This window comes from Halomonas flagellata (assembly GCF_022487945.1).
In the GTDB taxonomy this organism is placed as follows: domain Bacteria; phylum Pseudomonadota; class Gammaproteobacteria; order Pseudomonadales; family Halomonadaceae; genus Halomonas; species Halomonas flagellata.
The window spans coordinates 98834-122965 of record NZ_JAKVPY010000013.1; the positions used below are offsets into that span (position 1 = coordinate 98834).

Sequence of the window (24132 nt, forward strand, 5' to 3'; positions counted from 1 at the left end):
CAACAATCGTTGACCACGGCGGGGAGAGGCGCGGACCTGAGGGGGCTTGCCACGCGCCCCCCCGATTTCGCGCATAATGCGAACTAATGAACGCCACGTGAACACCGGAACCGGGTTCCATTTTGGGCGTGCTGGCCGTATGATGATCGTTCGCGACTGAAACGACGGGCACCGAGGAGTGACGCTGCCAGATTCACCTCTCGACATCGCCACCTGGAGGACAAGATGCGCGCCATTGCCACCGTCTGCCTGAGCGGCGACCTGAGAACCAAGCTCGAGGCCAGCGCCCGTGCCGGCTTCGACGGCGTAGAGATCTTCGAGAATGATCTGCTCTCCTTCGACGGCACACCGGGGGAGGTGCGCGAACTCTGCGCGCGTCTGGGGCTGGAGATCGTCGCCTTCCAGCCCTTCCGCGACTTCGAGGCCATGCCCGAGCCCCAGCGCAGTCGCAACCTGCAGCGGGCCGAGCGCAAGTTCGACCTCATGGAGCAGCTCGGCACCGATTTCCTGCTGGTGTGCAGCAACGTCTCGCCCCAGGCCGTCGACGACATGGACCGGGCCGCGGCCGACCTGCGCGAGCTGGCCGAGCGGGCCGCCAGGCGAGGCATCCGCGTCGGTTTCGAGGCGCTGGCCTGGGGGCGGCATATCTCCGATTATCGCGATGCCTGGGAGGTGGTGCGTCGCGCCGACCACCCGAGCCTGGGCGTGGTGCTCGACAGCTTCCATATCCTCTCGCGCCGGCATGACCTCTCCGCCATCGGCAGGATCCCCAGGGAGAAGATCTTCTTCGTCCAGGTCGCTGATGCCCCGCTGCTGGACATGGACATCCTGCAGTGGAGCCGCCATTTCCGCTGCTTCCCCGGCCAGGGGCGCCTGCCGCTGAAGGCCTTCATGACGGCGCTGGCGAAATCCGGCTACGATGGCCCACTGTCGCTGGAGATCTTCAGCGATGCCTTCCGTGCGGCCCCCACCGAGGTCACCGCCCTGGATGGCCTGCGCTCGCTGATCTGGCTGGAAAATCTTCTCGAGGAGGGGCCCTGGGCAGGTCATATCCCGCCGGCACCACGCTACAACGGCATCCACTTCATCGAGTTCACCCTCGACGAGGAGAGCGCCGCACCCCTGGGCGAGTTCATCGACGCTCTGGGCTTTCGCCACGTGGGGCGCCACCGCTCGAAGAACGTCGAGCTGTGGAAGCAGGGGGATATCCACCTGGTGCTCAACTTCGAGACCGACAGCTTCGCCCACACCTTCCGCCTGCTGCACGGCACCTCGGTGTGTGCCGTGGGCTTCCGCGTCGACGACGTGGAGGGGGCGCAGGAGCGCGCCCGTGCCTTCAAGGCCCGGACCTTCCGTGGCCAGGTGGGCGAGGGCGAGATGGAGATCCCGGCGCTGCGTGGCATCGAGGGCAGCCTGATCTACCTGGTGGACGACGAGGCCGCCGCGGACCTGCAGTGGCGCACCGACTTCGAGCTCTTCGACCAGGAGAGCCGCAACGAGGCCGGCCTGACCCGCGTCGACCACCTTTCCTACGTGCTGCCGGCCACCCAGTTGCTCAGCTGGCAGCTGTTCTATCGCACCGTGTTCGGCTTCGAGGCCGAGGCCGAGCACGAGATCGTCGACCCCCGCGGCATGATGATCAGCCAGGCGGTGGTCAGCCCCGACCGCAGCATCCGCATTCCGCTGACCGTCTCCCAGGCCGAGGAGACCCAGCCGGGCCGCTTTCTCAGCGAGTTCCGCGGCGGCGTGCAGCAGCTCGCCTTCGCCAGCCGCGATATCTTCGCCACCGTGGACGAGCTGCAGGCCCGGGGCCTGCCCTTGCTGCGGATTCCCCGAAACTACTACGACGACCTGGAGGCCCGCTACGGCCTCGACGAATCCCTGCTGGAGGCGATGCGGACGCGCAACATCCTCTACGATCGCAACGACGAGGGCGAATTCTTCCACGCCTATACCGAGACCTTCTCGGGCCGCTTCTTCTTCGAGATCGTCGAGCGCCGTGGCGGCTATCAGCAGTTCGGCGCGGCCAACGCCGGGATCCGTCTCGCCGCCCAAGCGAATAGCGGCTGACAATTGGCAGAGTGGGTAGTTGCTCTGGGATTGGTTTTTGAGATTCATGCGAGCTCTTCGAGCGTAGGCAAGACAAGGCAAGCGTCGACGAAAAAGCGGAGTTTACTGTTGTAAATGAGCATTTTGAGGAGACGTTTAATGCCGCATTGCCGAGCGCAGAAAGTTCGTCCTCGTTCAGGAGACAACGTTATGAAATTGGGGCTGATCGGCAAGGCCATCATGAACTCCAGCTCCCCGGACCTGCACGTGCGGCTCGGCCAGCTGACCGGCATTCCCGCCACCTATGACCTCTTCGACGCCAACGAGCAGCCCATCGCGTCCCTGGAGAGCCAGGTCAGGCAGGTGATTGCCGACGGCTACCGCGGCGTCAACGTCACCTTTCCCTGGAAAGAGGAGGCAGTGAAGCTGGCGACCCGCGCCTCCGAGGGGGCCCGCATGGTCGGGTCCGCCAATACCCTGGTCTTCGAGAAGGGCGAGATCATCGCCGAGAACACCGACTTCACCGGCTTCATGAGCGGCTTTCGCGCAACGCTCGGTGAGCGAGAGCCGGGCCGCGTGCTGCTGATCGGTACCGGCGGGGTGGGCAAGGCGGTGGCCTTCGGCCTCGGCAAGTTGGGTGCGAAGGAGGTGATCCTGATGGACCTCGACGAGGCCAAGTCGCACCAGCTGGCCGGCGAGCTCCGGGCCCAGGGCTTTGCCGCCTTCACCATCACCCAGGCTGAGCTAGCCGAGACGGTGCCGCGCTGCGATGGCCTGGTCAACTGCACCCCCATCGGCCACGAGAAGAGCCCCGGCTGCCCGCTGCCCAAGGAGCTGGTGGCGACCCACCACTGGATCTTCGATGCGGTCTATGTGCCGGCGGTCACCGAGTTCGTTGCCGCGGCCAAGGCCGCCGGCGCGGCGGTGATGAGTGGTGTCAGCCTGTTCGTGTTCCAGGGCGTCGACGCCTTCAAGCTGTTCTGCGAGGATGAGACCAAGCGGGCCGCGGCCGACGCGCAGGCCGCCACTCTCTTCGCCCATTACCGCCGCGAACTGCTGAAGGAGACCGACTGATGAGCCAGGGCAAGGTACTGGTCCTGCACGGCCCCAACCTCAACCTGCTGGGCACCCGCCAGCCGGATATCTACGGCTACGAGACCCTGGACGACGTCGACAACGCCCTGCGCGAGAAGGCCGTGCTCAAGGGTTGGGAGCTGAACAGCTTCCAGAGCAACCACGAGGGCGAGCTGATCGATGCCATCCATGCCGCCCGCCTCGACGGCACCGGAGCGATCATCATCAACCCGGCGGCCTACACCCATACCTCGGTGGCGATCCTCGATGCGCTCAATGCCTTCGAGGGCAGGGTATTCGAGGTGCACATCTCCAACGTGCACCAGCGCGAGAGCTTCCGCCATCACTCCTACGTCTCGCTGCGTGCCGACGGCGTGATCGCCGGGCTCGGCACCCAGGGCTACCAGGCGGCGCTGGATGCATTGATCAAGGCCGCCGACAAGGCCTGAGGCCCACCCGCTTCCCTGCTTTTCTCTCCGGCCCGCCTCACGGCGGGTCTTTTTCGTTCGAACCTCGCTTTCAACGCTGCCAAGTCTCTCTCCGCGGGGCCGGCGACTACCCTAGAGACAAGTGCTGGGCCCGCCGCCGGTGACGGTGCCGCCGTGCTGGTAGCGCGATAGCTATGCCAGCCGGTACCTGCTCTCCATCTTTAGTGGCATGGGACCCGGTACGCATTGACATAAATAGAAGCGAGTTCTACTGTTCGTATCTAGCACTATGGTTCGCAATGCGAACATTTGGCATTGAATCCTGCCCAGACAGGAAGCCGCCCGGGTCACGGGCAGCACAACAACCACAACGGAGGACTTACCATGTTCAAACTGCTGACCGCCGGTACCACAGCTTCGCTCGGTGCCCTGGTCTTCGTTATGAGCACCCCGGCCCAGGCCGATACCATCCGCTTCGCCCATGTCGACCCCGACAACTGGCAGAGCTCCAAGAAGGGGGCGGCCGCGCACATGTTCAAGAACGTCGTCGAGAGCGAAACCGAGCACAGCGTGGATATCTACCCCGCGGCCTCGCTGGGCGACGAAGACCAGCTGATCCAGCAGGCCATGGACGGCACCACCCAGGTGGTCATGGTCTCGGGGGCCATGTCGAAGATCTGCCCTGCCGCGGGGGTGCTGGACATTCCCTACATGTTCGAGACGCCGCTGGTGGCCTGGGAAGTACTCGACGGCGACTTCGGCGACGCCCTGGCCGAGCACTGTCTCGAGCAGACCGGCCTGCGCACGCTGGGCTATGGCGAGACTGGGGTGCGCCACTTCACCAACAGCAAGCTCGAGATTCGTACCCCCGAGGACATGAACGGGCTCAAGTTCCGGGTCCAGGACATTCCCCTCTACGTGGAGATGGTCGAGGGGCTCGGCGCCCAGCCGACGCCGATCGCCTGGTCGGAGTTGCCGACCGCCCTGTCGACGGGCGTGGTGGATGGCCAGGAGAATCCGGTCGGGACCATCTACAACAACAACCTGCATGAGCTGCAGGACTACCTGACCCTCGACGACCATATCTACGCGGCCGACTTCCTGGTGATCAACGATGCCTACTTCAGCGGCCTCTCCGAGGCGGACCGCGAGGTGATCCAGCGGGCCGGGGTGATGGCCGGCATGATGGGGCGCGCCATCCAGCAGTTCACCACCGCCCAGGGCCTCAAGGCCGTGCAGGAGGAGGGCATGCAGGTCTACAGCCCGACCCCCGAGGAGCTCGCGCAGTTCCGCGAGCAGGCCCAGCCGCCGGTCATCGCCTGGCTGGAGGGCGACCTGGGTAGCGACGCCGAATGGATCCAGCGCCTTCAGGACGCAGTCGCCGAGGCCACCGAGTGATCGCTGGCCACCCCGTGCCGCCGGCGGCACGGCGTGGCCCTCTCCCAAGAGGCTCGAGACACATGGCAGCTATCTTCCAATCATTTCAGCGGCTGGTGGCGGGGGGCTTTGCCGCCGGCGCCGGGCTCTCCATGGCCCTGATCTTCCTGATCGTCTTCCTCAATGCCCTGGGGCGCTACACCCTGGGGAGCTCCCTGGCCTGGGGCGACCAGGTGCCGGTCTTCCTGGGGATCTACGGGGTCATGTTCGGCATGGCGCTGGCCTACCTGCAGGATCGCCACGTGCGCCTGGGGGTGATCGTGGACTTCCTGTCGATACGGCGCCGCGAGGCCCTGTTCCTGGTCGTCGACCTGGCCGTGGTGGTGACCGGGGCGGTGCTGGCCTGGTCGGGCTACCTGTTCATGTCCAGCCGCGGCGGCATGCGAATCTCGGGGCTCAACAGCACCATTCGCAGCCTGCGGGAGGCGACGGGGCTGGAGGTCTTCAATGTGTTCGGCACCATGGCGCCCTACCAGTTCGCCATCGTGCTGGGCGGTGGCATGCTGGCCGTGGCCGCGGCACTCAAGTTCATCGAGCGGCTCGGCGCGCTACGTGCGATGACAGACGAGGTGTCGTGAATGGTCTATCTCATCCTGCTGGTCGGCCTGGCCATCGGCGTACCGGTGGCCTTCGCCATCGTGGCGGCCCTGCTCTACTTCATGGCCGTGGGCGAGTTCCCCTATCAACTCGCCGCTGTCGCCACTCAGATGTTTTCGGGAATCAACTCCTTCGCCCTGTTGGCGATACCGCTGTTCATCCTGGCCGGGGAGCTGATGAACGAGAGCGGGATCACGATGCGGATCATCGCCTTCTCCAAGATCCTGGTCGGAAGGCTCAGGGGCGGACTGGCCCACGTGAACATCTGGGCCTCGGTGATCTTCGCCGGGCTTTCGGGTTCGGCGGTGGCCGACACCTCGGCGCTGGGACGGGTGTTCATCCCCGAGATGGAGAAGGAGGGCTATCCCCGCGATTTCGCGGCGGCGCTCACCGCGGCCTCGTCGGTGATCGGCCCGATCATCCCGCCGAGCATCCCGGTGATCATCTACGCGCTGATCGTCACCGGCGTCTCGGTGCCGGCGCTCTTCCTGGCGGGTATCGTGCCGGGCCTCCTGCTGGCCATCTTCCTGTCCGGTTACGTGATGATCTTCGCAGGAAAGTACCAGAAACAGCCGACGGCACTGCCCTCCGGGGAAAAGCGCAAGATCCTGCTCGAAGGCGTTATCCCGTTGTTCATGCCGGTGTTCGTGGTCGGCTCCATCCTGCTGGGCATCGTCACCCCCACCGAGGCGGCGGCCTTTGCCGTGGCCTATGCGCTGTTCGTGGGTATGGTGGTCTTCCGCAAGATCCATGTTCGCGATCTGCCGAGCATCTTCACGCGCACCATGGTCGACACGGCGGTGATCATGATCATCATCGCGGCGGTGGCAGCGGCCAACTGGCTGCTCACCTTCAACCGCGTGCCCAACATGCTCACCGATCTGACGATCGCCTATATCACATCGCAGTGGACCTTCCTGCTGGCGGTGATCGTGCTGTTCCTGGTTGCGGGGCTCTTCCTGGAGGGGATTGCCGCCATGCTGGTGCTGGTGCCAATCCTGCACCCCATCGCGGTGGGTATGGGGGTGGATCCGGTGCACTTCGGCATCATCGTCATCTTCAACCTGATGATCGGCCTGATCACCCCGCCCATGGGGCTGTGTCTGTTCGTGGCGGACTCCGTGGCCAATGTGGGGCTGGCACGGCTGTCGCGGCGTATCCTGCCGCTGTTCCTCGTGGAACTGCTGGTATTGCTGATCATCACTTTCGTACCGGGTATCGTGACCGGATTGCCCAGGCTGCTGGGTTACTGATGAACGGTGACGTGGTCAGCCCCATGCCGCAGCGTTGCAGCACCATCGCTCGTGAGCGGGGCGTGCCCCCCGCGGCGAGCGGTGGTGCCTCGAGGTCATGCCGTCGGCGGCGGGCTGAAGCCGTCGTTAGCCGCGCCGGGTGGCGAGGAAGATGCCGGCGCCGATGATCAGTACGGCACCGAGATAGGTCTCGAGCAGCGGCACGTCGCCGAAGACGAGGTAGCCCGAAACGGTGGCCCAGACGATCTGCAGGTAGAGAAAGGGGGAGACCAGGGACGCGGGAGCGCAGCGCATGGCCATGATCAGGCCAAGCTGGCTGGCGGCGCCCAGGGTACCGACCACCAGGAACAGTGGAATATCGCCGAGGGCGATGGGCGTCCAGAAGAAGGGTACGGCCAGGGAGCTGACCAGGGCGCCGGCCAGCCCCGCATAGAACAACGAGGCGAGAGGGTGGTCGTTGCGCCCGAAGCGGCGCGTGGCGAGCTGGTAGAGTGCGAAGCAGAAGGCCATGCCGAAGGGTAGCAGGGCGGCGGGCTGGGCGCGCCAGTCCACGGGGCCGACGGCGATTACCACGCCAACGAAGCCGGTGGCGACCGCGGTGCCGCGGGCCGGCGTCACCCGCTCCCTGAGCAGCGGGATGGCCAGCAGGGTCACCAGCAGCGGTGAGCTGAAGTTGATCACGTAGACCTGGAGTAGGGGGAGTTCGCGGAAAGCCAGGAAGGCGAAGGTGCTGGCGGCGAGCAGCAGCAGGCCGCGCACGAACTGCCCGGGCAGCGACTCGACGGAGGCCATGATCGCCCGGCAGCGGGGCCAGCCGAGCATGAGCAGGTAGGCGCCCAGCACCAGCATGTGGCCTGTATAGCGTGCCCAGACCACCTGCACGGGGGAATAGCTCTGGGTGAGCCACTTCACGCCGGTGTCGAGTAGGGTGAACAGCAGGCCGGCGGCCAGCATGAAGGCGATGCCGAGGAGCGGTCGATCAGCGGGTAGTGCGGGTGCCAGGGGGGGAGAGGTGGCCATGGAGCTCCAGGAACGTGGGCGAGGATTCAATACTAGCAGGCTAACGATGTTCACGTTAAGTGTCGGCTGAACAGGCCTCCACCCCCCGTCGTGCTTTCTGCAGTGCCAGGCAGGCGCGCTCCAGCGCGCTGATACCCTGGCGACGAAGCCCCTCGGTGGGAATCTCCAGGCTCAGTGGCAGGTTGCGGGGTAACGCCGTCAGCAGGGCCGGCAGGTCGATGTCGCCGTCACCGGGGAAGCAGCGCTCCTGACGTGCCTCGCGAAGGATCTCTGCCATGTCGTCGGGGATCGGGCCGGCCACGTCGCATAGCTGTAGATAGCGCATCCATTCCCGGGGAACCTCGGCCAGCTCCTCCAGGCGGCTGGCGGAACGGTTGAAGTGGAAGGCATCCACCAGCAGGCAGGCATTGTCATGACCGGCCTCGCGCACGGCCCCGACGATATGGTGTGCCTCGACGAGGTTCTTCACGCCTGTCCAGGGCATGAATTCCAGATGAGGGTGCAGCCCCAGGGGTTTGGCCAGTTCACACAGGCCGGCGAAGTTGTCGATGGTCCGTGCCTCGTCGTCATCGTTGCCGGCCACCAGCACCTCGCTGGCGCCCAACTCGGCACCGATCTCCAGGATCCGGGGAAAGTCCTCGCGTACTCGGGTCTCGGGCTTGAGACGCAGGATCTCGATATCCACGACGTTCAGGCCGGTATCGCGCAGTCTCTCCCGGGTCTGGCGCAGCAGGGCCGCGTCGCTGGCCAGGGGAAAATGGTGCTCTTCCGGCGTTGCCGGAATGAGGCGCAGGCCGACGCCGTCGTAGCCCGCCCGGGCGGCTACCTCGACCATTGCGGGGGGAGACAGCTCCAGCACGGTCAGGGCGGCCAGGGAGACGGTGCGGTCATGCATCGGCGTTCTCGCTGCGTGTCTCAAGTGAACCGGTATCGCGCTGGCCGGCGGCATGCAGACCGGCGATATGGCCGAAGGTCATGGCCGGGCCGAGGTTGATGCCGCCGGCCGGGTAGTAGCCGCCCATGATGCTGGCCATATCGGTGCCGGCCGCATAGAGGCCGGCAATGGGTTGCCCCTCCCGGCCCAGTACCTGGGCGTGCTCGTTGGTCTTGAGGCCGGCGAAGGTGCCGAAGCAGCCGGGCACCACCTTGATGGCATAGAAGGGGCCGTCGTCGAGCGGGGCCACGCAGGGGTTGGGCTGGTGAGCCGGGTCGCCCTGCTTGCGGTTGTAGAGGGTGGAACCACGGCCGAACTCGGGGTCTTCGCCCTGGCGCGCATGCTTATTGTAGGCCGCCACGGTCTGTTCGAGCCCCTGGGGGGCGATGCCGCACTGGTGGGCCAGCTCCTCCAGGGTCCTGCCGGCCTTGAGGTAGCCCTTGCGGATCCAGTGGCGGAAGGGCACCGGCGCCGGCCGGGTGATGCCGATGCCGTAGCGGCGCTGGAAGCGGTGGGTGCAGATCAGCCAGGAGCAGAGTTCCTCGTCTTCCGGCACCGCCTTGACCATGGCGTCCACGTAGTCGTAGTAACCACTAGCCTCGTTGACGAAGCGCTTGCCGTTTCTGAGCACCCCGATGAGGCCCGGCTTGCCGCGGTCGATGATATGCGGGAAGTGGCCGACATGGCCATCCTTGTAGGGGACCACCGAGACCGGCGCCCAGGCCACCGGGGAGTAGAGGCTGGTGTCGACCTCGCCGCCCACCGACTCGCCCAGCCGCAGGCCGTCGCCATTGGCGGAAGGGGGCGGCAGCGGCCAGTGTTCCTGTCCGGTGGGGGTGTGCGGAAAGAGTTCCTTGCGCCGCGCGATGTCCCAGGGGAAGCCACCGGCGGCCAGCACCACGCCGCGCCTTGCGGTCAGGGTCATCTCGCCGACCGGTGTTTGCACCACCACGCCGGTGACGCGCGCGTCTTCCTTGATCAGGCGCTGGGCCGGCGATGACACCCAAGTCTCCACCCCGAGCGCATCGGCGGACTTGGCCAGCCGGCCGGTCAGGGCCACGCCGTTGACCAGCTGCATGGCACGGCCGAAACGGGCCAGGTCATAGAGATGACGGGTGAAGCGCTTCGTCACATGGAGGAAAGACTTGAAGGAACGAATGACGGTCAGGAAGGCCATCAGGTCCGTCCCGGCCTGGATCGGCATGCCGAGGAAGGCGGTCTCCGGCATGGTCTTGCGCAGCTTCTTCAGCGTCTTCCTGTCGAGCTGGTGGCCATCGAAGGGGGCAGCGATCACCGAGCGCCCGCCGGTGCCGGCCCCGGGGGTGTCGCCATGAATGTCGGCGATGGCGTTGCCGTCGGCGAACTGCAGGGCGGTGTTGTCGTGGAAGAACTCCACCATCTTGGGGGCGGCGTCGAGGAAGGCATCGATCCTGGCCGGATCGTAGCGCTCGCCCAACTCGTGGCGCAGGTAAGTGCGCACCGTCTCCGGGTCCTCGTCGATCCCGGCGGCCTTGGCCAAGGGGTTGAGCGGGGTCCACATCCAGCCGCCCGACCAGGCGGTGGCGCCGCCCAGCCCCTCGGCCTTCTCCACCACCACCACCTTCAGGCCATGCCAGGCGGCGGTGACGGCGGCGGAGAGGCCGGCCGCGCCGGAGCCCACCACCACCAGATCGAGGTCTTGCTGTCTGTCGGCCATTGCCAGTCCTCTGGAATGCTGTTCCATACAAATTTAGAACAAAGTTCCACTTATTGCAATAAGCAGGCATCGTCAACCCCGGATGTGCCCGGGGGCGTAATGGGGGAACGGTGATTCAAGCGACGGGCAGGAGGCCGTAGTGGGTCATCAGCCCGATCACCAGGCTGATGGTGACGAAGGAGGCCAGGGTGCCGACCATCAGGGCGGCGGCACTGACCCCGCCCAGGCCATAGCGCTGGCCGAACAGCGGAAAGACGCTGATCATCGGGGCACAGGCAAACAACAGCGCACCGGTCAGCAGCAGGGGGTCCGCCTCTGGCAGCAGCAGGAAGACGCCGAGCACGGCAAGGGGGTGCAGCAGCAGCTTGCCGACGACGATCTGGCCGACGTCGCCGGCCATGCCGCGGACCTGGAGCCCATACAGGGAGCCGCCGATCACGAACAGCGCGGCGGGGCCGGCGGCATCGGCCAACATGTCGATGGCCTTGGCCAGCGGGCCCGGCAGGGCGAGGCCCGAGACGGCGAGCAGCACGCCCACCACCAGGCCAATCAGGATCGGGTTGCGGACCAGGCGCAGGGCGGTCTGGAGGACGACGTCGCGCAGCCCGGTACCATTCTGACGCCCCACCTCGGCGAGGATCAGGGCGGCGGGAATGATCAGCAGGTTCTCGATCAGCATGTTCAGCGCCAGGAACACCGCGGCGGGGGAGCCCAACACCATGGCGGCCACCGGATAGCCGATGAAGCCGCTGTTGGAGGCAGCCATGCCCAGGGCATGCATGGCCCCGATGCCGAGCGACTTGCGCTGGAGTCCCAGGGTCAGCAGCAGAGCGAAGCCGAACACCACCAGGGAGCCCAGGCCATAGGCCAGCAGGTAATGGGGGTTGAAGACCTCGGCGAGCGGGTTCTGGTTGAGGGCCCGGATGACCAGGGAGGGCAGGGCGCAGTACATGACGAAGGTGCCCACGCCCTGGAGCTGCTCACCGGTGATGATGCCGCCGGCCATGATCACATAGCCCACGCCGATCAGCAGGAAGATCGGGGTGGTGATGGCGAGGATCTCGAGCACTACGGCCTCCTTGCCGGCGCGTGGGGACGTACGGGGGGTGGGGGATCAGCTGAACAGGCGTGACGAGGCGCTGGCCTGGGAGAGCTCCGCCGCCGCGGCCATCAGGCGCGGCCCCAGGGCCTGGACGCGCTCGGCATCGAGCCGCACGCTGGGCCCGGCGATGCTCAGTGCCCCGATGGGGTGGCCGTCGAGCGGGTGGCGCACCAGGGCTGCCATGGCCGTCGTGCCCGGCCCCATGCTGTCGCTGACCCAGCTGTAGCCACGCTCGCGGGTCTGGCGCAGGTGCTCGAACACGGACTCGCGAGTGCGGGGGGCCCCGGGACCCACCGGATGGTCGGTTTCCAGGCCCTGGGCGTCGATCAGGGCAGTGGCCGCCTCGTCGCTGAGGTCGGCCAGCCAGGCATGACCGCTGGCGGTGCAGAACAGCGGCGCCTCACGGCCCATGTCCGGGTCGTAGCGCAGCCCGGTGCGTGCGCCCTGGGCCTTGGCGATCCAGGTGAGGTGCTGGCCCTCGATGACCGAGAGGCGCACCAGCTCACCGCTCTCCTCGGCCAGGCGGTCGAGGATCGGCTGGATGACGTCGCTGGCCCCGGTACTCGCCAGGTAGCTCAGTCCCATGGCCATCAGTCGCGTGGTGAGCCGGTAGCGCTGGGTATTCGGATCCTGGCGGACGTGGCCGAGCCGGATCAGTTCATTGCAGATGCGGTGGGCCGCGCTCTTGGGAATGCGCAGTCGATCCGCGATGACCAGCAATGGCATGCCCTCGGCGTCTTCCGAGAGGATTTCCAGCACCCCCAGGGTGCGTTCGATCAGGCTACCCGCCATGGTGGCTATCCATTTGTTGTGAAAACTCGAATTCTAGAATGGTGTTTTGGAAATTGCACCCATCAACTGACGCTGGTGCGGATCAGTCGGGCCTTGTCCTGCAGCAGCGGAAGGTACTGGCGGATCAGGGTATCGAAGTCGACCCGGGCGGCATTGGTACTGATGTTGATCGCGCCCAGCAGCCGGCCGTTGGCATCGAAGGCCGGCACGGCCACCGAGCGCAGGCCGGAGTCGAGCTCCTGGTCGGCGATGGCGTAGCCCTGCTGGCGCACCTTGAGGATGCACCGCTTGAGCTCGGCCTTGTCGGTGATGGTCTTGTCGGTATGCTTCTCGAGGACCACCCGCGCCAGGAAGGCGTCGAGTTCGGCATCCGGCAACTGGGCCAGCAGCACCCGTCCCATGGAGGTGTGGGCCGCGGGCAGGCGCGTGCCCACCGAGAGGGTGATGGCCATCAGTCGGTGGCGTGACGAGGAGCGCGCCACATAGGTGACGTCGTCGTCGTCCAGCACGCCCAGCGACGAGGACTCGCCACACTCGGTGGTGATGTCCTCGAGAATCTGCTGGATCACGCTGCGGTAGTTGTTGGCGGAGAGGAACGCATAGCCGAGGTTCAGCACCTTGGGGGCCAGCTCGAAGTGGCGCTGCTGCTTGCGGACATAGCCCAGGGCATGCAGGGTCAGCAGGAAACGTCGCGCCCGGGCACGGTTCATGCCGGTGCGCGCCGCCACCTCGCTCAGTGTCATGCGCGGGTGGGCCTCGTCGAAGGCCAGGATGACCTCGAGGCCACTGGCCAGTGCCGTGACGAAGTCGCGATCGTCGGGGCTCAGTGCCTCGTCCTGCATAGACGTTTCCATCCGTCGTTATCCTTGGTCGTGTTGCCGGAGAACCGTGGTCTAATCTAGCATATTTGTTCGAAATGCGAACACTTGTGCGACCATAGGTGGAGCCTGTCCACCCCTCGGCCGAGGCCCCACGCAACCACCGGAGAGACCGTCATGCCTGCCGCCCTGATCCAGCACCCCTTCATGAGTCAACCGGCGCTGGCCGAGTGCAACGCCCAGGCCATGGTCGATGCCATGCTGGCCTTCGAGCTGGCCCTGGCCGAGGTCCAGGAGACCCGCGGGGCGGTGCCCGAGGGGGCCAGCCGCACCATGCGCGAGACTCTCGAGGCCCACACCTTCGATTGTGACGCCATCGCCGCCGGTATCGCCAGCGGCGGCAATGCCGCCATTCCCTTCGTCAAGCAGGGCCGCGCTGCCCTGCCGGAGGCGCTCAAGCGCTACTGGCACCAGGGCGCCACCAGCCAGGACGTGGTCGACAGTGCCCTGATGCTGTTGCTGGGGCCGCGGCTGACCTCCCTCGACGCCCTGCTGGTGCGCTGCCGGGCCGCGGCGGTCGACCTGATGGCCGCCCATGAGGGTACCGTGATGGTGGGCCGCACCCTGATGCAGCAGGCGCTGCCGATCACCTTCGGCGTCAAGGTGGCCCACTGGGCGCTGGGGCTGGAGCAGTCTCGCCGGCGGCTGGCGGTATTGGCCGAGACGGGCCTGCCGGTGCAGTTCGGCGGCGCCGTGGGGGTGCACTCCGGCTGGGGCGAGCAGGGCCTCGACCTGATGGACGCGCTGGCCGAACGGCTCGGCTTGAGCATTCCTGTACTGCCCTGGCATACCGATCGCCAGCCGATCCATGCCCTGGGCACTGCCCTGGATGCGGTGGCCGGTGCCGCCGAGAAGCTGGCCCTGGATATCGCCCTGCTGACCCAGACCGAGCTGGGCGAGGTGGCCGAGCCGGCCGGCGAGGGCATGGGCGAGTCCTCGTCGATGCCCCACAAGCGCAACCCGGTGCGCTGTGCGCTGATCCGCGGCGCGGCCCGTCAGGTCCATGGCCACACCACGGTGTTGCTCAATGCCGCTGCCCAGCCACTGGAGCGGGGGCTCGGCGAGTGGCACGCCGAGTGGGCGCCGCTGGTCGACAGCGCCCTGCTGCTCGAGGGCGCGCTGGAGCAGGCGGCGGTGCTGCTCGAGGGGCTGGAGGTGGACCCCGAGGCGATGCGGCGCAACCTGGTGGCGACCGGTGGCGGCATCATGGCCGAGCCGGTGTCGCGGCTGCTGGCGCCGGTGGTCGGCCCGGACACGGCCAAGCGCATCAGCGCCGAGGCCGCCGAGACGGCCCGCCGCAGCGGCCGTGGCTATGCCGAGGCATTGAACGAGCATGCCGAGGTGCAGGGGCGCCTGGATCCCGAAACCGTGCGCCAGGCCACGGATCCCGCCTTATACCTTGGTAGTAGCAAGGCCCAGGTGCAGCGAGCCATTAACTGGCTAACAAATATGTAGCCATCTGATTTCATTTGATAAAACTTCACCCTCAAGGGGGCTGGCTCGGTCAGCCCCCTTTTTCATGGTTTGACGACGGTGGCTGGAGGGATTACTTTGTTCGTATCACAAACCTATGTACGCATAACGAACTATCGATGGTCGGCTCTTCCGGCATCGGCTGAACCACCAGGAGGCGAACAAAGATGGCCGAGTTACTCAGCTTGCATGATGCGGTGGCGCGCTACGTCGAGGACGGTGTCACCGTGTGCATGGAAGGCTTCACCCACCTGATCCCCTTCGCGGCGGGCCACGAGGTGATCCGTCAGGGCAAGCGCGACCTGACCCTGATCCGCATGACCCCCGACCTGGTCTACGACCAGCTGATCGGCGCGGGCTGCGCCAAGAAGGTGATCTTCTCCTGGGGCGGCAACCCCGGCGTGGGTTCGCTGCACCGCCTGCGCGATGCCGTCGAGAAGGGCTGGCCCCGCAGGATCGAGATCCTCGAGCACAGCCACGCCGCCATGGCCTGTGCCTTCGAGGCCGGCGCCGCCGGCCTGCCGCTGGCGGTACTGCGCGGCTACGTGGGCAGCGAGCTGCCCAACGTCAACGACCAGATCAAGTTCATCGAGTGCCCGTTCACCGGCGAGCGCCTGGCGGCGGTACCGTCGATTCGCCCGGACGTCTCCATCGTCCACGCCCAGAAGGCCGACCGGGCCGGCAACGTGCTGGTGGAAGGCATCATCGGCGTGCAGAAGGAAGCCGTGCTGGCCGCCAAGCACAGCATCGTCACCGTCGAGGAGGTCGTCGACGACCTGACCACGCAGCCGGACTACCACCCCAACGCCTGCGTGATACCCGGCTGGGCGATCAGCGCCGTGGCCGTCGCGGAGAAGGGCTCCGCGCCCTCCTACGCGCATGGCTACTACGATCGCAACAACCGCTTCTACAAGGAGTGGGATGCCATCGCCCGCGACCGCGATGCCTTCACCCAATGGCTTGACGAGAACGTCTACCACACAGGAGGAGAGTCCTGATGAGCCGTGAATACACCTCCGCGGAAATGATGACCGTCACCGCCGCGCGGGCGCTGGAGAACGGCATGACCTGCTTCGTCGGCATCGGCCTGCCCTCTGAGGCCGCCAACCTGGCGCGCCTGACCCATGCCCCCGAGGTGGTGCTGATCTATGAATCCGGCACCCTGCAGACCAAGCCGGACGTGCTGCCGCTCTCCATCGGCGACGGTGAGCTGTGCGAGTCGGCGCTGACCACCGTCTCGGTGCCGGAGATGTTCCGCTACTGGCTGCAGGGCGGCAAGGTCAGCGTGGGCTTCCTGGGAACCGCCCAGATCGATCGCTTCGCCAACCTCAACACCACCCTGATCGGCGACTACCATGATCCCAAGGTGCGCCTGCCGGGCGGTGGAGGGGCTCCCGAGATTGCAACGAATGCGGGAGAGGTCTTTATCACCCTGAAGCACTCCAAGCGCGCCTTCGTCAAGGACGTGGACTTCGTCACCACCCTGGGCTTCGGCCGCGACGGCAAGGGCCGTGACGGGGTGCCCAACATCGGCAAGGGCCCCACGCGCGTCATTACCGACCTCTGCGTGATGAAGCCCGACCCCGAGACCAGGGAGCTGACGGTCGTCTCGCTGCACCCGGGCGTGACCCGCGAGGACGTGTGTGATGCCACCGGCTGGGAGATCCGCTTCGCCGACGAACTCGAGAACACCCCGGAGCCCTCGGCCCACGAGCTCGAGATCCTGCGCGACTTGAAAGCGCGTACCAATCGCAAGCATGCCGGCGAATAAATTCGCATCAAAACTGTCTGCGCTTGCCCATACGGCGTTAAGAATCAGCTTGAAATGCTCATTTACACACCACGTAAGCTCCGCTTTCGCGCTGATTCTTGCCTTGTCTGGGCATCGCTCGAAGAGTTTTGAGTAGCGAATTGCTGAGGAGACTTTTCCATGACTACTGTCTACCTGTGTCATCCGCGGCGCACCGCCGTGGGCCGCTTCGGCGGCACCCTGGCGGCCGTTCGCCCCGACGATTTCGCCGCCACCATCTTCAAGGCGGTGCTGGCCGAGGCCCCCCACCTCGACCCCGTCGCCATCGACGAGGTGATCATGGGCTGCGCCAACCAGGCCGGCGAGGACAACCGCAACGTAGCACGCATGTCGTCGCTGCTGGCGGGCCTGCCGACCTCGGTGCCCGGTACCACCATGAACCGCCTGTGCGGCTCGGGCATGGACGCGGTGGGTACCGCCTTCCGCGCCATCAAGGCCGGCGAGTTCGAGCTGGCCCTGGCCGGCGGCGTGGAATCCATGTCCCGCGCGCCCTACGTGCTGGGCAAGGCCGAGAGTGCCTTCTCCCGGACCCAGAAGATCGAGGACACCACCATCGGCTGGCGCTTCGTCAATCCCTTGATGAAGAAGCAGTACGGCGTCGACTCCATGCCGGAGACCGCCGAGAACGTCGCCGAGCAGTTCGACATCTCCCGCGAGGACCAGGACGCCTTCGCCCTGCGCTCCCAGCAGAAGGCCGCCGCCGCCCAGCAGGCGGGTCGCTTCGCCGAGGAGATCACCGCCATCGAGATCCCGCGGCGTAAACAAGCGCCGCTGGTCTTCGACCAGGACGAGCACCTGCGCGAGACCACCCTGGAGAAGCTGGCCGGCCTGCCGACGCCCTTCCGCGAGGGCGGCAGCGTCACCGCCGGCAACGCCTCCGGGGTCAACGATGGCGCCGCCGCCATGCTGGTGGCCAGTGAAGCCGCCGTGGAGAAGCACGGCCTCATACCCATGGCCAGGATCCTCGGCATGGCGACTGCCGGTGTCGAGCCGCGCACCATGGGCATCGGTCCGGTGCCGGCGGTGCGCAAGCTGCTGGACCGGCTGGGCGTGTCGCTGGACGAGATCGACGTGATCGAGCTCAACGAGGCCTTTGCCGCCCAGGCGCTCGCCTGCCTGCGCGACCTCGGGCTCGAGGACGATGACCCGCGGGTCAACCCCAACGGCGGCGGCATCGCCCTGGGCCACCCGCTGGGCATGTCCGGCGCGCGCCTGCTGATGACCGCGGCTCACGAGTTGCACAAGCAGAACAAGCGCTATGCTTTGTGCACCATGTGCGTGGGCGTGGGGCAGGGCATCGCGACTCTCATCGAACGTGTTTAACGGAGGCTGTGATGGCTTTTCTGGATATCGACGGCCGCAGCGTGGCCTACCGCCTGCTGGGCGCCGAGGCGCTGCCGCTGGTGATGCTGGCTCACCCGCTGGGCATGACCCAGGCGGTGTGGGACGACCTGCTGCCGGCGCTGCTGCCGCGCTATCGGGTGCTGACCTGGGACCTGCCCGGCCATGGGGCCAGCCAGGCCTGGCCGGCGGACGGCGGCGAGATTGCCCCGGCAGCGCTGGCCGCCGAGGCACTGGCCCTGGCCGATCATGCCGGTGCCAGCCGGTTCCACTTCGTCGGCACCTCCATCGGCGGCGTGGTGGGCCAGCAGTTGCTGGCCGAGCACGCCGAGCGGCTGCTCTCGGCGACCCTGACCAATACCGGGGCGGTGATCGGCACCAGTGAACTCTGGACCACCCGTGCCGGCCGCGTGCGCGACGAGGGGCTGGCCGTCCTGTCCGGCGAGATCGTGCCGCGCTGGTTCTCCGCCGAGCGGCTCGCGGCCGAGCCGGTCCTGGAGACCGGCTGGCGCACCCAGATGGCGCGCACCGACGCCGAGAGCTATGCGCGGCTGTGCGAGATGCTCGGCCGCACCGACTTCACCGGCAAGCTCGCCGGCCCTCTATCGCAAAACCCGGACGTGAGGGTCCGGCTGCTGGGCGGCAGCGAGGACATGGCCACGCCGCCGGCGACCCTGGAGGCGCTGGCCGCCGAGTGCGACGGTGCGCCGCTGGAGATCCTCGAGAACTTCGCCCATGTGCCCTCGGTGGAGAGCCCCGGGGCCGTGGCCGGGCGCCTGCTGGCGTGGCTGGCGGTGGACCTCGGCGAGGTGGGCGAGCGGGGCGTCGACTACGCGACCGGCCTCGAGACCCGCCAGCAGGTGCTGGGTGAGGAACACGTGGCCCGCTCCACCGCGAATGCCACCAGCCTGGACGCCCCCTTCCAGCAGATGATCACCCGCCTGGCCTGGGGCGAGCTGTGGAGCAACGACGACCTGACCCGTCGCGAGCGCAGCATGATCACCACCGGCATCCTGGCCGCCCTGGGTCGTGAGGAGCTCACGCTGCACCTCAAGACGGCGAAACGCATCGGCCTCACCGAGGCCGAGCTGCGCCAGGTGCTGATGCATGTGGCCATCTATGGCGGCGTACCGGCGGCCAATCACGCCTTTGCCTTGGCGAAAAAGTTGGGCTGGGGCCAAGAGAAGCGCTGATTCACTGCAGCGTTTTCATGGCACACCTGGGAGTGGCCTGAATGCTCAACGCCCGCATCAAGCTGCGCCATCTGCAGGCCTTTCTGGAGGTGGCGCGCCAGCGCAGCTTCGCGCGAGCCGCCGACCGGCTGGCGATCACCCAGCCGGGCATGTCCAAGACCATCCGCGAACTCGAGGAGATCCTGGGGGCCAGCCTGTTCGAGCGCACGCCCCAGGGGGTGGCCCTGACCCAGGCGGGCCTCACCCTGCTGCGCCATGCGGGACCGGCATTGCGGGCCCTGGAGGAGGGCGTGGGGGCGATAGGGGATGTAGATCGTGGGACGCGCTGGCTGCGGGTGGGCGCCCTCTCCACCGTGGAGAGCCGGCTGCTGCCCGAAGCCATTCGGCGCTGGCATGCCGAGGAGGCTTCCCGCCGGGAGGTGGGCATCAACGTGGTGACCGGCCCCAGTGCCTTCCTGCTCTCGCGGCTGCGCCGCGGCGAGCTGGACCTGGTGGTGGGGCGCATGACCGAGGCCCGCGAGATCCGGGACCTGGCCTTCGAGCACCTCTACTACGAGCGCCTGCTGCTGGTGGTGCGGGCCGGGCATCCGCTGGCCGGCACGCGCGAGCTCCATGCCGCCGAGCTGGTGGACTACCCCTGGGTGCTGCCGCCGCCCCAGACGACGCTCCGCCAGCAGGTGGACAGTTTCTGCGTGCGCCACGCCCTGACCCTGCCGTCGCGTCTGCTGGAGACCCTCTCGCTGCCGCTCAGTTGCGGCTACACCCTGGGCAGTGACGCCGTCTGGGTGGCACCCGAGGAGGCCGTGCGCGAGGGCATTGCGGCGCGGCAGCTCTGCGAGCTTTCGCTGCCGCTGGAGCAGCAGGGCGGCTCGGTGGGGCTCTGCACCAATACTACCCTGCAGCCCTCGCTGGCGCTGGAGGCCTTCTGCGAGACGCTGCGGGAGGTGGCGACCGGGCTGGCGGCGGTCACTCGCTAGCCCATAACCTATGGGTTATGCAGTGGTGTGGAGACGTCAATTGGCAGTCCTGCGGCAAGACACCACACTGACGCGGGTCAATCAATCACCCCAGAGACGATCGATATGCAGGAAGACAACAAGCGCTTCGTTGAACGTGACCGCAACTGGCATCCGCCGGCCTATGCGCCCGGCTACAAGACCTCCGTGGCCCGCTCCCCGCAGCAGGCGCTGGTCAGCATGCAGAAGCCCACTGCCTCGGAGCTCAGCGGCCCCGATTTTCGTCATCTGCGCATGGGCCCCCACGACAATGACCTGCTGCTCAACTTCAGTCAGGGCCAGGGCCTCCCCCAGGGCGAGCGCATCATCATGTTCGGTCGGGTGGTCGACCAGTTCGGCAAGCCGGTGCCCCACACCCTGGTGGAGATGTGGCAGGCCAACGCCGGCGGCCGCTATCGCCACAAGAACGACCGCTACCTGGCGCCGCTGGACCCCAACTTCGGCGGCGTGGCCCGCTGTCTGACCGATGAGGCGGGCTGGTACCGTTTCCGCACCATCAAGCCGGGCCCTTACCCCTGGCCCAACGACATGAACAGCTGGCGTCCGTCCCACATCCACGTCTCGGTGATGGGGCCGTCGATCTCCACTCGCCTGATCACCCAGATGTACTTCGAGGGCGATCCGCTGATCCCGCTGTGCCCCATCGTCAACACCATCAAGGACCCCGACGCCGTCGAGACCATGGTCGGTCGCCTGGACATGGCCCGCAGCAACCCCATGGACTGCCTGGCCTACCGCTTTGACCTGGTAGTACGCGGTGAACTGCAGACCTACTTCGAAAACCAGTGACCGTCGAAAACCAGTAACCGGTTCGAGAACCAGAGACAGGATGGGGAATCCGACATGAAACAGCCCAACACCCAGCCCGCCAGCGAGCTGATGCTGCACGAGACCGCCTCCCAGACCGCCGGGCCCTATGTGCATATCGGCCTGGCCCTGGCCGCTGCCGGCAACCCGACCCGTGACGAGGAGATCTGGAACGAGATGGCCAGGCCCGAGGCCGAGGGCGAGCCGATCGAGGTCGTCGGTACCGTGGTCGACGGCAACGGCGACCTGGTGCGCGACGCCTTCCTCGAGGCCTGGCAGGCCGACGCCAAGGGCGAGTACCAGCGCGAGTACGACCTGAAGAAGCCGTTCAACGGCTTCGGGCGCACCGCCACGACGTTCGACCACGGCAGCGAATGGTCGCTCAAGACCATCAAGCCGGGCCCGGTGGCCCACGCCAGCGGCCAGCCGCAGGCACCGCACATCAACCTGACGCTCTTCGCCCGCGGCATCAACATCCACCTGCAGACCCGCCTCTACTTCGAGGACGAGGCCGAGGCCAACGCCCAGTGTCCGGTGCTGAGCCGCATCGAGTCGCCGGCCCGCCGCCAGACCCTGATCGCCAGGCGCGAGGAGGTCGAGGGCAAGGTGCGCTATCGTCTTGATATCCGCCTGCAGGGCGAGGGCGAAACGGTCTTCTTCGACTTCTGATACGGCGCTCCTGAGCATCGGGAGCCAAGCCGTCAGCGCCGTCCCCAGGGGGCGGCGTTCGGCGTTGACGACGCCGACCACCAACCGCGGGGAAACGCCCCGCCAACGAAAAGCGCCAGCGTATCGTTTCGGTACGAGGAGAGGTCAGATGTCCAGCCCCTGCATCATCTGCGTTGCCATCACCGGCAGCCTGCCGCGCAAGGAAAACAACCCTGCCGTTCCCATCACCATCGAGGAGCAGGTCGAGAGCACCCAGGCGGCCTTCGAGGCCGGGGCCAGCATCGCCCACTGCCATGTGCGCAATGATGACCAGACCCCCACCTCGGACCCGGAAAAGTTCGCCAGGCTGTTGGAAGGCCTGAAGAAACACTGCCCGGGCATGATCGTCCAGCTCTCCACCGGCGGGCGCTCGGGGGCAGGCGAGGAGCGCGGCGGCATGCTGCCCCTCAAGCCCGACATGGCCAGCCTCTCGGTGGGCTCCAACAACTTCCCCAACCGCGTCTACGAGAACCCGCCGCAGCTGGTGGACTGGCTCGCCGAGGAGATGCTCAAGTACGACATCAAGCCCGAGATCGAGGCGTTCGACCTGTCGCACATCCACCAGGCGGTGAACCTCTCGAAACAGGGCAAGCTCAAGGCGCCGCTCTACGTGCAGTTCGTGATGGGCGTCAAGAACGCCATGCCGGCGGACAAGCCGACCTTCGACTTCTACGTGGAAACCCTGAAGCGGCTCGCCCCGGACGCCCAGTGGTGCGGCGCCGGCATTGGGCCCAGCCAGGTCCTGCTCAACGAGTGGTCCATCGCCGCGGGCGGCCATACCCGTACCGGCCTCGAGGACAATGTGCGCCTCGATCGCGACACCCTGGCCCCCTCCAATGCGGCCCTGGTCGAGCGCACCGTGGCGCTGTGCGAGAAGTACGAACGCCCCGTGGCCACCTGGCAGCAGGCCCGCGAGATCCTGGGCCTGAAGGCCGGCTGACGAGAGGAACCTCAGCGCAAGCCATGCTTCTTGAGCCGTTAGGAGCCTGTCGGATTTGACCGATCGTCGCGAGAGACACGGATTTCGAGACAAGTTTATCGATCTGATGAGGCGAATAGCGGGCTCTTTAACGAAGCAGGTCGAATGAAGTTGGCCGAAAGCCCGGGTTTCGCAGTAGATCAGCGTTAAGTCCGACAGGCTCCTAGGCATAGGCGGCGCGGGTCATGCCCAGCTGGCGGGGCCTTTTCCGTGCCGAGGAGCCATAGCACCATCCGTTCTGTTTTCCTTCACGAGCCGGCATATCGAGTCGGTTGATGGCCCCTGAGTCGGCTTACTTATATGGTCCCGTCCCCGCCCGATTTTCGGCCGCTTTTGCTATATTTTATATGCAGTCCAGATAGGGGGATAAGGCCATGAACGTCAGTGAAGTCATGCACCGCGGAGTAGAGTGGTGCCCCCCCGATACCTCGCTCACGGAGATCGCCAAGCTCTTTCGGGAGAAAGACATTGGGGCGGTGCCCATTGGCGAGAATGATCGGCTGGTGGGAATGCTGACCGATCGTGACATTGTATGCCGCGGTATCGTCGAAGGTAAGGACATTGCCTCGCTCACCGCCCGTGACGTGATGACCAGCGACATCGTCTATTGCTGGGAAGATGACAGCGTCGAAGATGTCGTGCATCTGATGGAAGAGCGGCAGGTTCGCCGCTTGCCTGTCATCAACAAGAACAAGCGCCTGGTCGGTATGCTGTCCATGGGTGACCTATCGCATACCACCCCTCATGAACTCCGGGGTGAATTCATGGAAGCGGTTTCTGCCCATCACTGACCAGCAGTGTCATCGCGAACGACGGCGGGCTCCCCATGCCCGCCGTCGTGCTGTGTCTATCTGATGCCTGCCCCGTTCTGCGTGATCGCCTGCGAGGCACCGGGCACCGGGCACCGGGCAGCGGCTGCCACTTGCAGGATTGCGTGTGGGGATTCAGGGACAGACCATGGTTTGCTGCGGTCCTGGGCAACGCCATGGTGGACAAGCCCGCCAGCGATACCCCGGTCACCGGCGGCCTTCTGCTGGCCAAGGTCTTCGCGGAGGCCGGCCTGCTCGTTCTGAGACGTCACCGTCAGCCACGTCTTTCAATTACGATAGGCGTCGATGCTCGGGCAGGAGCAGATCAGCTGGCGGTCGCCGAAGACGTTGTCGACCCGGTTGACCGCCGGCCAGTACTTCGCCGCCTTGACGGCCTCGGACGGGAAGGCGCCGAGTTCCCGCGAATAGGGGCGCGCCCAGCCATCGTCCATCAGGTCGGCCATGGTGTGCGGGGCGTTGACCAGGGGGTTGTCGTCGGTCGGCCAGTCGCCGGCCTCGACCCGGGCGATCTCCTCGCGGATGGCGATCATGGCGTCGCAGAAGCGGTCGATCTCGTAGCGCGACTCCGACTCGGTGGGCTCGACCATTAGGGTGCCGGGCACCGGGAAGGACATGGTCGGGGCGTGGAAGCCGTAGTCCATCAGGCGCTTGGCGATGTCCTCCTCGCTGATCCCGGAGCTGGCCTTGAGCGGACGGATGTCGATGATGCACTCGT

22 protein-coding genes and 1 pseudogene are annotated in these 24132 nt (G+C 66.5%); 16 read left to right on the forward strand and 7 right to left on the reverse strand.

Annotated elements, in window-relative coordinates; translation table 11 throughout:
- Positions 1–225: 225 nt before the first annotated feature.
- The 6 genes from MKP05_RS12340 to MKP05_RS12365 all read left to right on the forward strand — a co-directional run bounded on the left by MKP05_RS12340 (position 226) and on the right by MKP05_RS12365 (position 6838).
- Entirely contained in the window at positions 226–2070 is a 1845-nt protein-coding gene (locus MKP05_RS12340; protein WP_240568535.1) for a bifunctional sugar phosphate isomerase/epimerase/4-hydroxyphenylpyruvate dioxygenase family protein, read from the forward strand.
- A 189-nt stretch (positions 2071–2259) separates the two neighbouring features.
- Complete coding sequence (locus MKP05_RS12345; protein WP_240568536.1) at positions 2260–3123, forward strand: shikimate dehydrogenase family protein; 864 nt, start codon at positions 2260–2262, stop codon at positions 3121–3123.
- A complete protein-coding gene (aroQ, locus tag MKP05_RS12350; protein WP_240568537.1) occupies positions 3123–3572 on the forward strand; it encodes a type II 3-dehydroquinate dehydratase in 450 nt (149 codons plus the stop codon). The genes MKP05_RS12345 and aroQ overlap by 1 nt, the downstream gene beginning before the upstream one ends.
- 363 nt (positions 3573–3935) lie before the next feature.
- Complete coding sequence (locus tag MKP05_RS12355; RefSeq protein ID WP_240568538.1) at positions 3936–4949, forward strand: DctP family TRAP transporter solute-binding subunit; 1014 nt, start codon at positions 3936–3938, stop codon at positions 4947–4949.
- Between the two features lie 62 nt (positions 4950–5011).
- On the forward strand, positions 5012–5566 hold the full coding sequence (locus tag MKP05_RS12360) for a TRAP transporter small permease (protein ID WP_240568539.1): 555 nt from the start codon (positions 5012–5014) through the stop codon (positions 5564–5566).
- Positions 5567–6838 carry a TRAP transporter large permease gene (locus MKP05_RS12365; protein ID WP_240568540.1) on the forward strand — a complete coding sequence of 424 codons (1272 nt, stop codon included), beginning with the start codon at positions 5567–5569 and terminating at the stop codon, positions 6836–6838.
- A gap of 126 nt (positions 6839–6964) precedes the next feature.
- On the opposite strand, the gene MKP05_RS12370 is transcribed toward MKP05_RS12365, so the two are convergent.
- The 6 genes from MKP05_RS12370 to MKP05_RS12395 form a co-directional block, all read right to left on the reverse strand.
- The gene (locus tag MKP05_RS12370; RefSeq protein WP_240568541.1) at positions 6965–7858 is read right to left on the reverse strand and encodes a DMT family transporter; all 894 of its coding nucleotides are present in this window, start codon (positions 7856–7858) and stop codon (positions 6965–6967) included.
- 55 nt (positions 7859–7913) lie between these two features.
- On the reverse strand, positions 7914–8753 hold the full coding sequence (locus MKP05_RS12375) for a sugar phosphate isomerase/epimerase family protein (protein ID WP_240568542.1): 840 nt from the start codon (positions 8751–8753) through the stop codon (positions 7914–7916).
- On the reverse strand, positions 8746–10488 hold the full coding sequence (locus tag MKP05_RS12380; protein ID WP_240568543.1) for an FAD-dependent oxidoreductase: 1743 nt from the start codon (positions 10486–10488) through the stop codon (positions 8746–8748). Before MKP05_RS12380 ends, MKP05_RS12375 begins: the two co-directional genes overlap by 8 nt.
- A 115-nt stretch (positions 10489–10603) precedes the next feature.
- A complete protein-coding gene (locus MKP05_RS12385) occupies positions 10604–11557 on the reverse strand; it encodes an AEC family transporter (RefSeq protein ID WP_240568544.1) in 954 nt (317 codons plus the stop codon).
- A gap of 45 nt (positions 11558–11602) precedes the next feature.
- Positions 11603–12382 (reverse strand): IclR family transcriptional regulator, encoded by a 780-nt coding sequence (locus MKP05_RS12390; RefSeq protein WP_240568545.1) that lies wholly within the window; start codon positions 12380–12382, stop codon positions 11603–11605.
- 62 nt (positions 12383–12444) lie between these two features.
- Complete coding sequence (locus MKP05_RS12395; protein ID WP_439108988.1) at positions 12445–13224, reverse strand: IclR family transcriptional regulator domain-containing protein; 780 nt, start codon at positions 13222–13224, stop codon at positions 12445–12447.
- Positions 13225–13377: 153 nt separating this feature from the next.
- On the opposite strand from MKP05_RS12395, the gene MKP05_RS12400 reads away from it, so the two are divergent.
- The 10 genes from MKP05_RS12400 (at position 13378) to MKP05_RS12445 (ending at position 23378) form a co-directional block, all read left to right on the forward strand.
- A complete protein-coding gene (locus MKP05_RS12400) occupies positions 13378–14715 on the forward strand; it encodes a class-II fumarase/aspartase family protein (RefSeq protein ID WP_240568547.1) in 1338 nt (445 codons plus the stop codon).
- A 185-nt stretch (positions 14716–14900) separates the two neighbouring features.
- A complete protein-coding gene (locus MKP05_RS12405) occupies positions 14901–15731 on the forward strand; it encodes a CoA transferase subunit A (RefSeq protein WP_240568548.1) in 831 nt (276 codons plus the stop codon).
- A complete protein-coding gene (locus tag MKP05_RS12410) occupies positions 15731–16504 on the forward strand; it encodes a CoA-transferase subunit beta (protein WP_240568549.1) in 774 nt (257 codons plus the stop codon). Before MKP05_RS12405 ends, MKP05_RS12410 begins: the two co-directional genes overlap by 1 nt.
- A gap of 159 nt (positions 16505–16663) precedes the next feature.
- Positions 16664–17866, forward strand: coding sequence for a 3-oxoadipyl-CoA thiolase (gene pcaF / locus MKP05_RS12415; RefSeq protein ID WP_240568550.1), 1203 nt, complete (start codon positions 16664–16666; stop codon positions 17864–17866).
- Between the two features lie 11 nt (positions 17867–17877).
- Positions 17878–19077 carry an alpha/beta fold hydrolase gene (locus tag MKP05_RS12420; RefSeq protein ID WP_240568551.1) on the forward strand — a complete coding sequence of 400 codons (1200 nt, stop codon included), beginning with the start codon at positions 17878–17880 and terminating at the stop codon, positions 19075–19077.
- Between the two features lie 41 nt (positions 19078–19118).
- Positions 19119–20054: a pca operon transcription factor PcaQ gene (gene pcaQ / locus MKP05_RS12425; RefSeq protein ID WP_240568552.1), complete on the forward strand. Its 936-nt coding sequence runs from the start codon at positions 19119–19121 to the stop codon at positions 20052–20054.
- Positions 20055–20159: 105 nt separating this feature from the next.
- Complete coding sequence (pcaH, locus tag MKP05_RS12430; RefSeq protein ID WP_240568553.1) at positions 20160–20882, forward strand: protocatechuate 3,4-dioxygenase subunit beta; 723 nt, start codon at positions 20160–20162, stop codon at positions 20880–20882.
- A gap of 54 nt (positions 20883–20936) precedes the next feature.
- Positions 20937–21569: a protocatechuate 3,4-dioxygenase subunit alpha gene (gene pcaG, locus MKP05_RS12435; protein WP_240568554.1), complete on the forward strand. Its 633-nt coding sequence runs from the start codon at positions 20937–20939 to the stop codon at positions 21567–21569.
- A gap of 148 nt (positions 21570–21717) precedes the next feature.
- The gene (locus tag MKP05_RS12440; protein ID WP_240568555.1) at positions 21718–22548 is read left to right on the forward strand and encodes a 3-oxoadipate:acetyl-CoA acetyltransferase; all 831 of its coding nucleotides are present in this window, start codon (positions 21718–21720) and stop codon (positions 22546–22548) included.
- 413 nt (positions 22549–22961) lie between these two features.
- The gene (locus MKP05_RS12445; protein ID WP_240568556.1) at positions 22962–23378 is read left to right on the forward strand and encodes a CBS domain-containing protein; all 417 of its coding nucleotides are present in this window, start codon (positions 22962–22964) and stop codon (positions 23376–23378) included.
- Positions 23379–23683: 305 nt separating this feature from the next.
- Here MKP05_RS12445 and MKP05_RS12450 read toward each other — a convergent pair.
- A pseudogene (locus MKP05_RS12450) lies at positions 23684–24132 on the reverse strand (glycine dehydrogenase (aminomethyl-transferring)); the annotation flags it as partial.